Below are 12,624 nucleotides of genomic sequence, written 5' to 3' on the forward strand. Positions count from 1 at the left end.
CGTAATTTTGCGTCCCGGTTCGGATTCGCCCGAAACGAACCTGCCAGTGTTTCGTCATCGGCGCGTGACGAAATATTCGAAAGCTCGAACCCGTCATGATCGACTTGCCCCCCAATAAAGTGCCTGCGTCCGAACAGGAGAGGGGCGAGCAACGCGGCCTGACGCCGGACGAGCACTGCGCGAATGCAGCGAACCGGGCCACGATCCTGCGCGTCGCCGGCCCTGCCGTCGAGGCCGCTGGCTGCACGCCGCCCCCGACCCGACTCGCCCGGCCGGACCGTCATGGTGCCGGTCTGCCGAGGCTGCCCGAGAGGACGGCGCGATCCGTCGTCCCGCGAGGGCGGGATCGGCATGGCCCGGCGCCTCTCGGTACCCCGCCGATCCGATGGCAGGGAGGAGCGGGACACGCGCCGGCTCGGGACAGCCGCGGATCGGATCCCCGGACGAATACAGGTAAATTTCAATAATATGCATCGATTAATATTGGTTAGAAACCATCGGGAAATGTGATTCACTGCATAAAATAGTGTTATCTAAGATGTAACATTTGCACTAACATATCATAATTTCGTTTATTCTGACAAATTATTCGAAAATTATGCTATGTTAGTTCATATTTGTGATGCCGTGTAACTTACCATGGCGCCTTGTCAGATCTTATTGATTTAGTTAGCTCTTAAAGTATATCTCGAGCACTCCCATGTAAAAATGTGTTGATTCTGCCACAATCATGCCCCAAGGGACCCGTGACGGCGTGTTAGTTCTTGGGAGAGATTGATCAACTCAGCGTCATGAAAGAATGTTCCTCCGCACCGGATGAGATCCGGTGCGGTTCGGCAGGTCGGTACGGCCGCCGGATCTCCAGGGGCATAAGAGGGACATGGTCTCGAGGCCGGCGAGGTCTTCGGAACAGAGTCGTTCACCCCTTTCGGGTCCGAAATCTTGGAGGTCTCAATGAAGCTCGTGAAGAGCCTTCTGCTGGGTTCGGCCGCTGGCCTGACCGTCGTTGCTGGTGCCCAAGCCGCTGATCTGCCGATCAAGAAGGCCGCCCCCGTCGAGTACGTGCGCGTCTGCGCGACGCACGGCGCCGGCTTCTTCTACATCCCGGGCACCGATACCTGCCTGCGCGTCTCCGGCCGCGCCCGGTTCCAGGCCACCTACCTGCAGGCCTATGCCCGCTCGGGCGACCTGACCGGCTACCAGGGCCTCGGCCGCCTGAACCTCGACGCCCGTACGTCGACCGCCTACGGCACCCTGCGCGCCTTCGTGCGTATGGATCTGGCCTACGGCACCGGTCCGTTCCTCGCCTCGGGCACCTCGCGTCTGGCCGGCACCGGCTTCCCGGCGCTCGGCGTCGACACCTTCGGCCGCGTCACCAACTACGTGGGCCTCGACAAGGCCTTCATCCAGTTCGCCGGCTTCACCGCCGGTCGCGCGGCCTCGTTCTTCGACTTCTACGCCCACGACCTCGAGTTCATCGGCTCGTCGCTCGGCTCCGACAACGCCTCGACCAACCTGCTCGCCTACACGGCGACGTTCGGTCAGGGCTTCTCGGCGACCCTGTCGATGGAAGACCCGCTGCTCCGCAAGACCCCGATCTACGGCAGCGCCAGCGGCGGCTCGACCTTCACCGCCTTCCAGGTGTTCCAGCCGGGCGCCGGCAACTTCACCCCGGTGCTCGGCACCAACGCCTTCGGCCAGCCGATCATCGCCGACTACGACGTCGTCCAGCGCAACCGCCTGCCCGACTTCGTCGGCGCGCTCCGCTACGACGCCGCCTGGGGCTCGGCGCAGGTCTCGGCTCTCGTGCACGAGATCAACACCGCCAATGCCTCCGCCGTGCGCGGCTTCAATGGCACCTCGACCATCGGTGCCGTCGCTCCCCGTCCGGCCAGCGAGTACGGCTGGGCGATCCAGGGCGGCCTGAAGCTCAACATGCCGTTCATCGCCCCGGGCGACCTGCTCTACCTGCAGGGCTCCTACGGCGAGGGCACCACCCGCGCCACCGGCTACAACATGTGGCTGGGCAGCTACACCAACTTCGCCTCGCTCGCCACTGGCACCACCTTCGGCACCTCGCTCGTCGACGCGGTGGTCGATCCGCTGACGGGTAAGCTCGACCTGTCGACCTCCTGGACCGTCACCGCGGCCTACCTGCACTACTGGACCCCCGAGTGGCGTTCGGCGGTGTTCGGCAGCTACGGCGAGATGTCGTACGGCAAGACCAGCCGCGCCAACCTCGGCCTCGTGAACCAGGCCAGCGGCTTCGCGACCTCGCCGCTGCCGAGCCCGTTCGCTCCTGGCTTCGCGTTCACGAACCAGCTGCGCGACACCAACCAGATCGTTGCCGGCGCGAGCCTGATCTGGTCGCCGGTGCGTGACCTCGATATCGGCCTCGAGGGCAACTACGCCCGCCTGGCCCTGCAGAGCGGTCGCGTCATCGACCAGAACAAGGCTCCGGGCTTCGGCGGCGCCAACGTCGTCAACGTCGTGAACGGCCAGCCGGTCGTCGCCGGCGGCGGCGTCCTGCCGACCACCAACGCGACCGACACGTTCCAGATCCGCATGCGCGTCCAGCGCGACTTCTAAGCTCATCTGACGTTCAATATCGGGGGTCCCGGCGAAAGCCGGGGCCCTTTTTTCGTCTCGTGCCATGAAGACAAGAAAAAAGGCGCACTCGATGAGTGCGCCTTGCAGGTGCCCTGGGTCTCGAAACTCAGGATGTGCTTGTTGTAGCATCCCATACAGGTCGATTCAACTAACAAAAATCGCTATCGCAAAGAACGTGAAGATCAAAATGCGCCAATCGCCTAAGAGCTAACAAAGCGCTGCCAGGGTCTGATGCGTCCCTGCGGGCCGCGCAGGCGGCCCGACTGGGGGAGCGACTGCGGCAGGAGGCTGGAAAACCGGTCAGCTCACCATCGGTCGGCCGGAGGCATCGCGACGGCTCAGGCCCGCTGCTCCTTCAGCCGGCGGACGCATTTGCTGTAGTATTGCGGCCAACGCGGTCCCTGGGCCTCCTTCTCGGGGCGACCGAGCGCGCGCCACTCGGCGCCACATCGGCGCTGGCGCTCGCGGGCCGCGAGGCTCCGGGCGCTCGGCTCACGACGCCGCTTCGCCTCGGCGCCCGGCTCGGCTTGACCAGGAACCACGTGGCTGGACATCGCTTCACCGGATCCGGTTTGCGCGACGGCACAGGCGGGCGCGGCGACCAGCAGGGCTGCCAGGATCGCGCGGATGAGGGGAGGGGTCATCGGGAGGACTCGCCGGACGGGCACCACCGGATCGGCTGGCGCGACGCCGACCTTGCCACACGGTGACGCAACGGCAAGAGATCGGGCGAAGGATAGGACAATGGTCCGGCCCCTCCGTTCCGCCACGCGGACAAAGCCGCGCGTTCGGTGATTGAGACAACCTTCACCCTGTACAGGGTAGCCCCGGCCCTGTTTACCTGATCGGGAAGCCCGATGCGCGACGGACGTGTCCCGTCCCCGCCGTGCGAGAAGGACCAGCCGCATGTCGGCCGTGACGACGCCGCCGATCGACCTCTACTACTGGACGACGCCCAACGGCTGGAAAGCCTCGATCATGCTCGAGGAATGCGGCCTGCCGTACCGCATGGTGCCGATCAACATCGGCAAGGGCGCGCAGGGAGCGCCCGAGTTCCTGGCGGTGGCGCCGCACGGCAAGATCCCGGTCATCGTCGATCCGGACGGGCCGGGGGGTGAGCCGATCACGGTGTTCGAGTCGAACGCGATCCTGCAGTACCTGGCCCGCAAGACCGGCCTGTTCTACCCGGCCGAGGCGCGGGCCCGGATCGCCGTCGATATCTGGCTGTTCTGGCAAGCGGCGAATTTCGGCCCGACCCTCGGCCAGACCCACCATTTCCGCATCTACGCCTCGGACAAGATTCCCTACGCGATCGAGCGCTTCACCGCGGCGACGACGAAGCTCTACGCCACCCTCGACGCCCAGCTCGCCCGCCATCCCCACGTCGCCGGCGCAGACTACACCATCGCCGACATCGCGATCCTGCCCTGGGCCAAGCTGTGGGAGCGCCAGGGCCAGGACCTCGCGGCCTTCCCGCACGTCGCGGCCTGGATCGAGCGGATGAAGGCGCGGCCGGCGGTCCTGCGCGGCTTCCGGCTCAAGCCGGCCCCGGACGAGCCGGGCCCGGCCTCCCGCGCCTGACGCGCGGGAGCGAGGCTCACTCGGCGGGCTTGGCGGCCGGCTTCGCCTTCGCGGGGACGGGCGCGACCTGCGCGAACTCGTCCGGGGCCTTGGTCCAGGTCTGCGAGCCGCACAGGATCTTCAGCATGCACCCGGAGATCGCCAGCTCGCTCGCGCTCTCGCGGCTGACCGAGACGTCGTAGATCTTGCCTTCCTCGGCATTGTAGATCTGGCCCTTGAAGGCGCCGTCCTCGGGCTTCAGCCCGTCCATCAGGGTCAGGCCGATCACCGGGCGGCTGCGCTTCTTCGGGTCGGGATTCTTGATGTCGGTGCGCGGCTGGCCCTGGTCGTTCAGCGGCGTCTTCAGCCACACCACCTTGCCGCAGGCATGGGCCGCCCCCGGGCCGCACTTTTCGATCTTGATCTTGGCCCGGCCGTCCTCGGTGAGCCAGGTGCCCGAGGGGTCGCCGGCGGGGGCCGCGGCGGCGGCGCCCGCCGAGAGCAGGGAGGCGGCGAGGGTCGGGATCAGGATCGAGCGCATGCTGGAGCCTCCTGGCTGTCCGCGGTCGGGCGCCCGGCAAGGGGCCGCCGGCGCGCGGAAGGGGATGAGCGACGCCGCCGCGGCGAACCGGACGGCGTGGCCGAAAGGTCACGTCGAAGCCAGGAAGCCCGAGCTTTGGGGCGATTTTTCGGCCGTGTTGCGGCGTGGCCGCAGCCAGCACCCCACCCATGCCGCCTTCCGCGCTTGAGGGGCGCCGGGACGGCCGCTATAAGCCCGGCGCCGGACGTCCGCTCCAGGACCCGGCGCGCGGGCGCTCGCGCCCGGCTCCGCCGGACCTCAGGGTCCGGTGCCGCGCGGCCTCCCACCGCCCACGCCACCGCTATTCTTCGAACGGACGTCCCATGGCCACCGAGCGCACCTTCTCCATCCTGAAGCCCGACGTCACTGCCCGGAACCTCACCGGCGCGGTCAACGCCGTGATCGAGGAGGCGGGCCTGCGCATCGTCGCCCAGCGCCGCATCCGCATGTCGGACGCCCAGGCCAAGAAGTTCTACGAGGTCCACGCCGAGCGTCCGTTCTACGGCGAGCTCGTCGAGTTCATGACCTCGGGCCCGGTCGTGGTCCAGGTGCTCGAGGGCGAGAACGCCGTCGCCAAGTACCGTGAGGTGATGGGCGCCACCAACCCGGCCCAGGCCGCCGACGGCACCATCCGCCAGAAGTTCGCGAAGTCGGTCGGCGAGAACACCGTCCACGGCTCCGACAGCCTCGAGAACGCCGGCATCGAGATCAAGCAGTTCTTCGACGACAAGGACATCGTCGGCTGACGGTTTCCCGCTCGGGAAATCGCCGCTAGGCTACAGCCCTCGCCGCCGACGCGGCGGGGGTTTTTCCATTCAGGGGAGCGAGCGGTGACGGCGCAGCCACGGATCGAGCGGACGACGTCCACCTGCCCGCACGACTGCCCGTCGGTCTGCGCCCTCGAGGTCGAGGTGATCGACGGCGCGACCATCGGCCGGGTGCGCGGCAACCCGCGCCACAGCTATACGGCGGGCGTGGTCTGCGCCAAGGTCGCCCGCTACGCCGAGCGCATCCACCATCCCGACCGGCTGACCCAGCCCCTGATCCGCACCGGGCGCAAGGGCTCGGGCGAGTTCGCACCGATCGGCTGGGACGAGGCGCTCGACCGCGTCGCGGAGGAATTCCGCAAGGCCGAGGCCGCGCACGGGCCGCAAGCCGTCTGGCCCTACTACTATGCCGGCACGATGGGACTGGTGATGCGCGACGGCATCAACCGCCTGCGCCACGCCAAGGGCTATTCCGGCCAGTTCTCGACCATCTGCACCACGCTCGCTTGGTCGGGCTACATCGCCGGCACCGGCCGCCTCGGCGGGGTCGACCCGCGCGAGATCGCCGAGAGCGACTGCGTGGTGATCTGGGGCACCAACCCGGTGCACACCCAGGTCAACCTGATGACCCACGTCCAGGCCGCCCGCAAGAATCGCGGCGCGAAGGTGGTGGTGGTCGACATCTACGACAACCCGACCATGAAACAGGCCGACCTCGCCCTGCTGCTGCGGCCGGGGACCGACGGGGCGCTCGCCTGCGCGGTGATGCACGTGCTGTTCCGCGACGGGCTCGCCGACCGCGACTACATGGCCCGCTACACCGACTGCCCGGCGGAGCTGGAAGCTCACCTGACGAGCCGCGACCCCGCCTGGGCCGCCGCCATCACCGGCCTCACGGTCGAGGAGATCGAGCGTTTCGCCCATCTCGTGGGTCGGACGCGGAACACCTTCTTCCGCCTCGGCTACGGCTTCGCCCGCAGCCGCAACGGCGCCGCCAACATGCACGCCGCGCTCTGCATCCCGGCGGTGACCGGCGCCTGGCAGCATCGCGGCGGCGGCGCCTTCCACTCGAACAGCGGCGTGTTCGGCCTCGACAAGCGCCTGATCGAGGGGCTCGACGCAGTGCGGCCGGGCACCCGGATGCTCGACCAGTCGCAGATCGGCCGGGTGCTCACCGGCGACCGGCAAGCGCTGCACCACGGCCCGCCGGTCACCGCGATGCTGATCCAGAACACCAACCCGGTCTCGGTCGCCCCCGAGCAGGAACTGGTGAAGCGGGGATTTGCCCGCGAGGACCTGTTCGTCTGCGTCCACGAGCAGTTCATGACCGAGACCGCCCGGATGGCCGATCTCGTCCTGCCGGCCACGATGTTCCTGGAGCACGACGACCTCTATACCGGCGGCGGCCAGCAGCACATCCAGCTCGGCCTCAAGCGCATCGATCCGCCGTCCCTGTGCCGGTCGAACCACGAGGTGATCGTGGCCTTGGCCGAGCGTCTCGGCGCTGAGCATCCGGGTTTTTCCATGACCCCGCGCGAGCTGATCGACGCGACGCTCAAGGCCTCGCGCCGCGGCAGCCTGGCGGAGATGGAGGAGGAGGGCTTCCTCGACGTCCAGCCGCCCTTCGAGCGCGCCCACTTCCTCGACGGCTTCGCCCATCCCGACCGGCGGTTCCGCTTCCGGCCCGACTGGGCGACCGTGCCGGTCGCGAAGGACGGCCCGCGCGGACCGGCGATGCCGCCGCTCCCCGACCATTGGGAGGCGCCGCTGATGACGGCGACAGTGGAGCACCCGTTCCGCCTCGCCACCAGCCCGGCGCGCAACTTCCTCAATTCGAGCTTCACCGAGACCCCGACCTCGCTCGCCAAGGAGCGCCATCCGACGGTGATGATCCACCCGGAGGATGCCGAACCGCTCGGGATCGGCGAGGGGGCCTGGGTGCGCCTCACCAACGCGCTCGGCGCCGTCACCCTGCGGGCGACCTTGTTTCCGGGCCTGCGCCGCGGGGTGCTGATCGCCGAATCGATCTGGCCCAACGACGCCTATCCGGACGGGCGCGGCATCAACACCCTCACCGGGGCCGATGCGGCGGCTCCGTTCGGCGGCGCCGCCTTCCACGACAACCGGGTGGCGATCGCGGTGCTGCCGCAATAGCCGGGAGCGGCGTTTCCCCTGCCGGTGTGGCCCGCCCGCCCTTGTGCGGGCGGGGAGTTTCGGCGTCCAACGGTCGAGCTTGACGACAAGCAGCCCAACGGACCTCTTCTCCCATGCGTCTCCGCACCCTCCTCGCCGCCGGTGTCCTCGCGCTCGGCGCTACCGCGGCCCTCGCCGGCGCGTCCTCGTCGCAGCTCGAAGCCTACCAGCCCGATCCGTCGCTGCGCACCGCGCCCAAGTCGGACCTCGAGGCCCGGGTGCGCCGCGCCTGCACCGTCGTCCAGGCCCGGCTCCAGAACAGCGCCGAGACCAGCGTCGAGCGCCCCTGCGGCTGCTACGCCAAGGCCACCCTGCGTGCGCTAGACGCCTCCGAGATCGAGGCCTACCGCGCCACCGGCTACTTCAACGATTCGGCCCGCGCGAAGGCCCTCGGCGCCATCGACAGCTGCAAGCTGCAGCGCCCGGTCTGAGCGGGGCGAGGCGGCGGGCCTGACGCCCGACCGGCCGTCGACGCCCATTCGCCTCTCTGGCGACGATCCTGCCGCTCTCGGCGTCATGCCGGGGCCGCGCAAGCGGAGCCCGGCATGACGCGGAGGGTTGGCAGAACCGTCGCGTGAACCACCTAGAGCCGCGCCCGCGCGCTGCGCGGCGTCGACAGCAACAAGTGCGTCTCCGAGGTAGTCACGCCCGGCACCAAGCGCACCCGCCGCAAGAGTTCGTCCAGCTCCGGCAAGCTGCCGGCGGACAGCTCCACGACGATGTCCCAGGTGCCGACCGTCGTGTGGACCGAGGTGATCTCGGCGAACCCCTTCAGGGCGTCGATGACGTCGCCGGCCCGGCGTCCCTCGACGGCGATCAGGGTGATCGCCCGCACCGCCGCGGCCTGCGCATCCGCCCGCAGCACCACCGTGTAGCCGATGATCTCGCCGTCGCGTTCGAGCCGGTCGAGCCGTGCCCGAACGGTGGCGCGCGACACCTTGAGGATCGCCGCCAGGTCCGAGATCGGGCGCCGGCAATCGTGCCGCAGCAGAGTGACGAGGGCCTGATCGAGCGCGTCCATCTCAGGCTCCCGCATTCCGGTCCTGTCGCCGCCATTTTGCGCGATGATACGTTCCAAATTGCGCGATCCGGCTGAAAAATCGATCAGGTTACCGGATTCAGAGTGACGCAGCCGGTTGCTACCGTGGCCTGGGTCGAAGGCCAGGGTCGAAGGCAGGCGGGAGCGCGTCGGTGAAGCATCCGGAATCCTGCATCCTGGTCGGCGCCCCGGTGCAGTCGGGCACGAACCGACTCGGCTGCGACATGGGGCCGAGCGCCTATCGGGCGGCGGGCCTCGGCGACGCGATCCGCGACCTCGGGATCGCCGTCGAGGATGCCGGCACCGTCGCCCCCGAATCCTTCGCGGCGCCGCCGCACCCGAATCGCGCGATCCACCATCTCGCCGAGACCGCGGGTTGGACCCTGGCGCTCGCCGCGGCCGCCTTCCGGCATAGCGAGGCTGCGCGGCCGATCTTCCTCGGCGGCGATCACAGCCTCTCGGCCGGCACGGTAGCCGGCATGGCGCTCCGGGCGCGGGCGGAGGGGCGGCCCTTGTTCCTGCTCTGGCTCGACGCGCATGCCGACCTCCATACCCTCGACACGACGACGAGCGGCAACCTGCACGGTGTTCCGCTGGCCTATCTCACCGGCCGACCGGGCTTCGAGGGCTACTTCCCGCCGCTCGCCGCCGCGCTCGATCCGGCCCGGATCTGCATGATCGGTCTGCGCAGCGTCGATCCGGCCGAGCGCGCGGTCCTGGCCGGCGGCGGCACCCGGGTGCACGACATGCGCGACATCGACGAGACCGGCATCGTCGCCCCCTTGCGCGACTTCCTCGGCGCGGTGAGGGCGGCGGACGGCCTGCTCCATGTCAGCCTCGACGTCGACTTCCTCGATCCCGGCATCGCGCCGGGCGTCGGCACCACCGTGCCGGGCGGAGCCACCTTCCGGGAGGCCCACCTGATCATGGAGCTGCTGCACGATTCCGGGCTGGTGCGCAGCCTCGACCTCGTCGAGCTCAACCCCTTCCTCGACGAGCGCGGCCGCACCGCCCTGCTGATGACCGACCTCGCCGCCAGCCTGTTCGGCCGCCGCATCCTCGACCGACCGACACGGAGCTTCTAGATGCCGGCCCTCAACGTCGTCCCGTTCGTCAGCGTCGACAACATGATGCGCCTCGTCCACGCGGTCGGGATCGAGGCGATGCTGACGCGGCTGGCCGCCGCCATCGCGGAGGACTTCTCGCGGTGGGAGGCCTTCCAGAAGACGCCGCGCATCGCCGCCCACAGCGCGGAGGGCGTCATCGAGCTGATGCCGACCAGCGACGGGACGACCTACGGCTTCAAATACGTCAACGGCCACCCGAAGAACGCCGCCGGCGGGCGCCAGACCGTCACCGCCTTCGGGGTGCTGGCCGATGTCGGTAACGGCTATCCGGTGCTGATCAGCGAGATGACGCTCCTCACGGCCCTGCGCACCGCCGCCACCTCGGCGCTCGCCGCGCGAGCCCTCGCACGGCCGGGCTCGCGCACCATGGCGTTGATCGGCAACGGCGCCCAGGCCGAGTTCCAGGCCCTGGCCTTCCGGGCGCTCCTCGGGGTCGACACGTTGCGCCTCCACGACATCGACCCGGCGGCGACGCGCAAATGCCTGCGCAACCTCGCCGGCCTCGGCTTCGACCTGACGGCCTGCGCCAGCACCGAGGAGGCGGTCCGCGGCGTCGACATCATCACGACGGTGACGGCGGACAAGCGCAACGCCGTGATCCTCGGCGACAACCGGGTCGGGGAGGGGGTACATATCAACGCCGTCGGCGGCGACTGCCCGGGCAAGACCGAGCTCGCCCCCGCGCTGCTGACCCGCGCCGCCCTCTTCGTCGAATACGAGCCGCAGACCCGCATCGAGGGCGAGATCCAGCAGCTCGCCCCGGACCACCCGGTCACCGAGCTGTGGCGGGTCCTCGCCGGCGCGGCGCCGGGGCGCATCAGCGCGCGGCAGGTCACGGTGTTCGACTCGGTCGGCTTCGCGATCGAGGACTTCTCCGCGTTGCGCACCGTGCGCGACCTGCTGGCCGAGCACCCGTACTACGACGACCTCGACCTCCTCGCCGATCCGGACGACCCGCGCGACCTGTTCGGCATGCTGCAGCGGGCGCGGCCGCCGCGCCTGGTCGCATAAACCGCCCCCCGCACGATCACCCGCCGCGGCGGCGAATACGTCTCGCAACTTGTCAGGCCTGAAGCCACGTCCTGCAGGCATGAGGATGCAGTGAGGCTCGGGACCTCATCGTCGGATGGTCCCGGGATTGTTCGACGCCTCCCGGGCGAATGTGTCCTGCTGCGGCAACGGCAATCGATGCCTCGGGAGGACGTGGGATCTCTTCGTCGCCGCGGTGATCCGGAGACCGAACGAGCAGGGAATTCATGCCCCGCGGCGGCACCGTCCCACGGCGATGCCGACCCCGGCCGGTGGGAGATTGTACACAGGCCTTCCCCAAGGAAATTACCTACGCATTTTCCGACTACCTTGCGTAAGGTCTTGTACCGGATCCATTTTCGGAAATCGCTTTGGTTAACAGCGACCTACGTATCCCATCGGGGCTATCGACACGTTCCGGGTCATCTGGCATCTCAAGTCCTGCGAACGGGACGCGGCAATAATCCCGGAGATGAGGATGGCTCCGATGAAGAAGCTCGATGTCAAGACCCTCGCCACCGTCGCCGGCGGCACGATCTGTGGCGGCATCTCGGTCTCCCACTCGGCCTCGGTCTGCCTGCCGGCGCCCTGCGCCCCGACCCCGTGCAGCACCAAGTCGAAGAAGTGCTGAGCCGCTGAACAGCGCCTCGCTCAACTTAATGCAAGACGACAGGAGAGACATCATGAAGACGCTCGACACCAAGACCCTCGCCACGGTCGCCGGCGGCACGATCTGCGGCGGCATCTCGGTCTCCCACTCGGCCTCGGTCTGCCTGCCGACGCCCTGCGCCCCGACTCCGTGCAGCAGCAAGTCGAAGAAGTGCTGAGCCGCTGAACAGCGCCTCGCACGACGCAACGCAAGACGACAGGAGAGACATCATGAAGACGCTCGACACCAAGACCCTCGCCACGGTCGCCGGCGGCACGATCTGCGGCGGCATCTCGGTCTCCGCCTCGGCCTCGGTCTGCCTGCCGGCGCCCTGCGCCCCGACCCCGTGCAGCAGCAAGTCGAAGAAGTGCTGAGCCGCTGAACAGCGCCTCGCACGACTGACACATAAGACGACAGGAGAGACATCATGAAGACGCTCGACACCAAGACCCTCGCCACGGTCGCCGGCGGCACGATCTGCGGCGGCATCTCGGTCTCCCACTCGGCCTCGGTCTGCCTGCCGGCGCCCTGCGCCCCGACCCCGTGCAGCACCAAGTCGAAGAAGTGCTGAGCCGCTGAACAGCGCCTCGCACGACGCAACGCAAGACGACAGGAGAGACATCATGAAGACGCTCGACACCAAGACCCTCGCCACTGTCGCTGGCGGCACGATCTGCGGCGGCATCTCGGTCTCCGCCTCGGCCTCGGTCTGCCTGCCGGCGCCCTGCGCCCCGACCCCGTGCAGCAGCAAGTCGAAGAAATGCTGAGCCGCTGAACAGCGCCTCGCACGACGCAACGCAAGACGACAGGAGAGACATCATGAAGACGCTCGACACCAAGACCCTCGCCACTGTCGCCGGCGGCACGATCTGCGGCGGCATCTCGGTCTCCCACTCGGCCTCGGTCTGCCTGCCGGCGCCCTGCGCCCCGACCCCGTGCAGCACCAAGTCGAAGAAGTGCTGACACCGCTGAGCAGGATCGGATTGCCCGATCCCGCTTAGACGCTTGTTGACGCGTGACGGCTATCGCCGGAGCGGCGCCCGCTCCGGTGCTGACGTCTCGCCCGGATG

At 68.5% G+C, this 12,624-nt stretch carries 16 protein-coding genes; 13 read left to right on the top strand and 3 right to left on the bottom strand.

Annotated features, from left to right (window positions below; translation table 11 throughout):
- Positions 1-954 precede the first annotated feature (954 nt).
- A complete protein-coding gene (locus FF100_RS17480; RefSeq protein WP_139036962.1) occupies positions 955-2,589 on the top strand; it encodes a porin in 1,635 nt (544 codons plus the stop codon).
- A gap of 359 nt (positions 2,590-2,948) precedes the next feature.
- On the opposite strand, the gene FF100_RS17485 is transcribed toward FF100_RS17480, so the two are convergent.
- Positions 2,949-3,164, bottom strand: a complete 216-nt coding sequence (locus FF100_RS17485) for a hypothetical protein (RefSeq protein WP_139037073.1) — start codon at positions 3,162-3,164, stop codon at positions 2,949-2,951.
- Positions 3,165-3,516: 352 nt separating this feature from the next.
- Here FF100_RS17485 and FF100_RS17490 point away from each other — a divergent pair, with 352 nt between their 5' ends.
- Complete coding sequence (locus FF100_RS17490; RefSeq protein ID WP_139036963.1) at positions 3,517-4,191, top strand: glutathione S-transferase N-terminal domain-containing protein; 675 nt, start codon at positions 3,517-3,519, stop codon at positions 4,189-4,191.
- Between the two features lie 16 nt (positions 4,192-4,207).
- Here the strand turns inward: FF100_RS17490 and FF100_RS17495 are convergent, their stop codons facing one another.
- Positions 4,208-4,711, bottom strand: a complete 504-nt coding sequence (locus FF100_RS17495; protein ID WP_139036964.1) for a DUF2147 domain-containing protein — start codon at positions 4,709-4,711, stop codon at positions 4,208-4,210.
- A 362-nt stretch (positions 4,712-5,073) separates the two neighbouring features.
- Between FF100_RS17495 and ndk the strand changes: the two genes are divergently transcribed.
- The 3 genes from ndk to FF100_RS17510 all read left to right on the top strand — a co-directional run bounded on the left by ndk (position 5,074) and on the right by FF100_RS17510 (position 8,141).
- Positions 5,074-5,496 (top strand): nucleoside-diphosphate kinase, encoded by a 423-nt coding sequence (gene ndk, locus FF100_RS17500; protein ID WP_139036965.1) that lies wholly within the window; start codon positions 5,074-5,076, stop codon positions 5,494-5,496.
- A gap of 84 nt (positions 5,497-5,580) precedes the next feature.
- Complete coding sequence (locus FF100_RS17505) at positions 5,581-7,671, top strand: molybdopterin-dependent oxidoreductase (RefSeq protein ID WP_139036966.1); 2,091 nt, start codon at positions 5,581-5,583, stop codon at positions 7,669-7,671.
- 113 nt (positions 7,672-7,784) lie between these two features.
- Positions 7,785-8,141, top strand: coding sequence for a hypothetical protein (locus FF100_RS17510; protein ID WP_139036967.1), 357 nt, complete (start codon positions 7,785-7,787; stop codon positions 8,139-8,141).
- 152 nt (positions 8,142-8,293) lie between these two features.
- Here the strand turns inward: FF100_RS17510 and FF100_RS17515 are convergent, their stop codons facing one another.
- Positions 8,294-8,731, bottom strand: a complete 438-nt coding sequence (locus FF100_RS17515) for an Lrp/AsnC family transcriptional regulator (protein ID WP_139036968.1) — start codon at positions 8,729-8,731, stop codon at positions 8,294-8,296.
- A 170-nt stretch (positions 8,732-8,901) separates the two neighbouring features.
- Between FF100_RS17515 and rocF the strand changes: the two genes are divergently transcribed.
- The 8 genes from rocF (at position 8,902) to FF100_RS37140 (ending at position 12,517) form a co-directional block, all read left to right on the top strand.
- Positions 8,902-9,834 carry an arginase gene (gene rocF / locus FF100_RS17520; RefSeq protein ID WP_281287296.1) on the top strand — a complete coding sequence of 311 codons (933 nt, stop codon included), beginning with the start codon at positions 8,902-8,904 and terminating at the stop codon, positions 9,832-9,834.
- Entirely contained in the window at positions 9,835-10,887 is a 1,053-nt protein-coding gene (locus FF100_RS17525) for an ornithine cyclodeaminase (protein ID WP_139036969.1), read from the top strand. It abuts the gene before it with no gap.
- Between the two features lie 505 nt (positions 10,888-11,392).
- A complete protein-coding gene (locus tag FF100_RS37115; protein WP_171070215.1) occupies positions 11,393-11,536 on the top strand; it encodes a hypothetical protein in 144 nt (47 codons plus the stop codon).
- 52 nt (positions 11,537-11,588) lie between these two features.
- Positions 11,589-11,732, top strand: a complete 144-nt coding sequence (locus FF100_RS37120) for a hypothetical protein (protein WP_171070216.1) — start codon at positions 11,589-11,591, stop codon at positions 11,730-11,732.
- Positions 11,733-11,784: 52 nt separating this feature from the next.
- A complete protein-coding gene (locus FF100_RS37125) occupies positions 11,785-11,928 on the top strand; it encodes a hypothetical protein (RefSeq protein ID WP_171070217.1) in 144 nt (47 codons plus the stop codon).
- 53 nt (positions 11,929-11,981) lie between these two features.
- A complete protein-coding gene (locus FF100_RS37130; protein ID WP_171070218.1) occupies positions 11,982-12,125 on the top strand; it encodes a hypothetical protein in 144 nt (47 codons plus the stop codon).
- A gap of 52 nt (positions 12,126-12,177) precedes the next feature.
- The gene (locus FF100_RS37135; RefSeq protein ID WP_171070217.1) at positions 12,178-12,321 is read left to right on the top strand and encodes a hypothetical protein; all 144 of its coding nucleotides are present in this window, start codon (positions 12,178-12,180) and stop codon (positions 12,319-12,321) included.
- Positions 12,322-12,373: 52 nt separating this feature from the next.
- Entirely contained in the window at positions 12,374-12,517 is a 144-nt protein-coding gene (locus FF100_RS37140) for a hypothetical protein (RefSeq protein WP_171070218.1), read from the top strand.
- Positions 12,518-12,624 lie beyond the last annotated feature (107 nt).

The sequence above is a fragment of the Methylobacterium terricola genome (assembly GCF_006151805.1).
Taxonomy (GTDB): Bacteria; Pseudomonadota; Alphaproteobacteria; order Rhizobiales; family Beijerinckiaceae; genus Methylobacterium; species Methylobacterium terricola.

Bases quoted from the DNA above. Each gene is read 5' to 3' on its own strand.
- FF100_RS37120 (WP_171070216.1), top strand. From the start codon at position 11,589: ATGAAGACGCTCGACACCAAGACCCTCGCCACGGTCGCCGGCGGCACG.
- FF100_RS17515 (WP_139036968.1), bottom strand. From the start codon at position 8,731: ATGGACGCGCTCGATCAGGCCCTCGTCACTCTGCTGCGGCACGATTGC.
- FF100_RS17495 (WP_139036964.1), bottom strand. From the start codon at position 4,711: ATGCGCTCGATCCTGATCCCGACCCTCGCCGCCTCCCTGCTCTCGGCG.
- FF100_RS17490 (WP_139036963.1), top strand. From the start codon at position 3,517: ATGTCGGCCGTGACGACGCCGCCGATCGACCTCTACTACTGGACGACG.
- FF100_RS37130 (WP_171070218.1), top strand. From the start codon at position 11,982: ATGAAGACGCTCGACACCAAGACCCTCGCCACGGTCGCCGGCGGCACG.
- FF100_RS37115 (WP_171070215.1), top strand. From the start codon at position 11,393: ATGAAGAAGCTCGATGTCAAGACCCTCGCCACCGTCGCCGGCGGCACG.
- ndk (WP_139036965.1), top strand. From the start codon at position 5,074: ATGGCCACCGAGCGCACCTTCTCCATCCTGAAGCCCGACGTCACTGCC.
- FF100_RS17485 (WP_139037073.1), bottom strand. From the start codon at position 3,164: ATGTCCAGCCACGTGGTTCCTGGTCAAGCCGAGCCGGGCGCCGAGGCG.
- FF100_RS17510 (WP_139036967.1), top strand. From the start codon at position 7,785: ATGCGTCTCCGCACCCTCCTCGCCGCCGGTGTCCTCGCGCTCGGCGCT.
- FF100_RS17525 (WP_139036969.1), top strand. From the start codon at position 9,835: ATGCCGGCCCTCAACGTCGTCCCGTTCGTCAGCGTCGACAACATGATG.
- FF100_RS17480 (WP_139036962.1), top strand. From the start codon at position 955: ATGAAGCTCGTGAAGAGCCTTCTGCTGGGTTCGGCCGCTGGCCTGACC.
- FF100_RS37140 (WP_171070218.1), top strand. From the start codon at position 12,374: ATGAAGACGCTCGACACCAAGACCCTCGCCACTGTCGCCGGCGGCACG.
- FF100_RS37135 (WP_171070217.1), top strand. From the start codon at position 12,178: ATGAAGACGCTCGACACCAAGACCCTCGCCACTGTCGCTGGCGGCACG.
- FF100_RS37125 (WP_171070217.1), top strand. From the start codon at position 11,785: ATGAAGACGCTCGACACCAAGACCCTCGCCACGGTCGCCGGCGGCACG.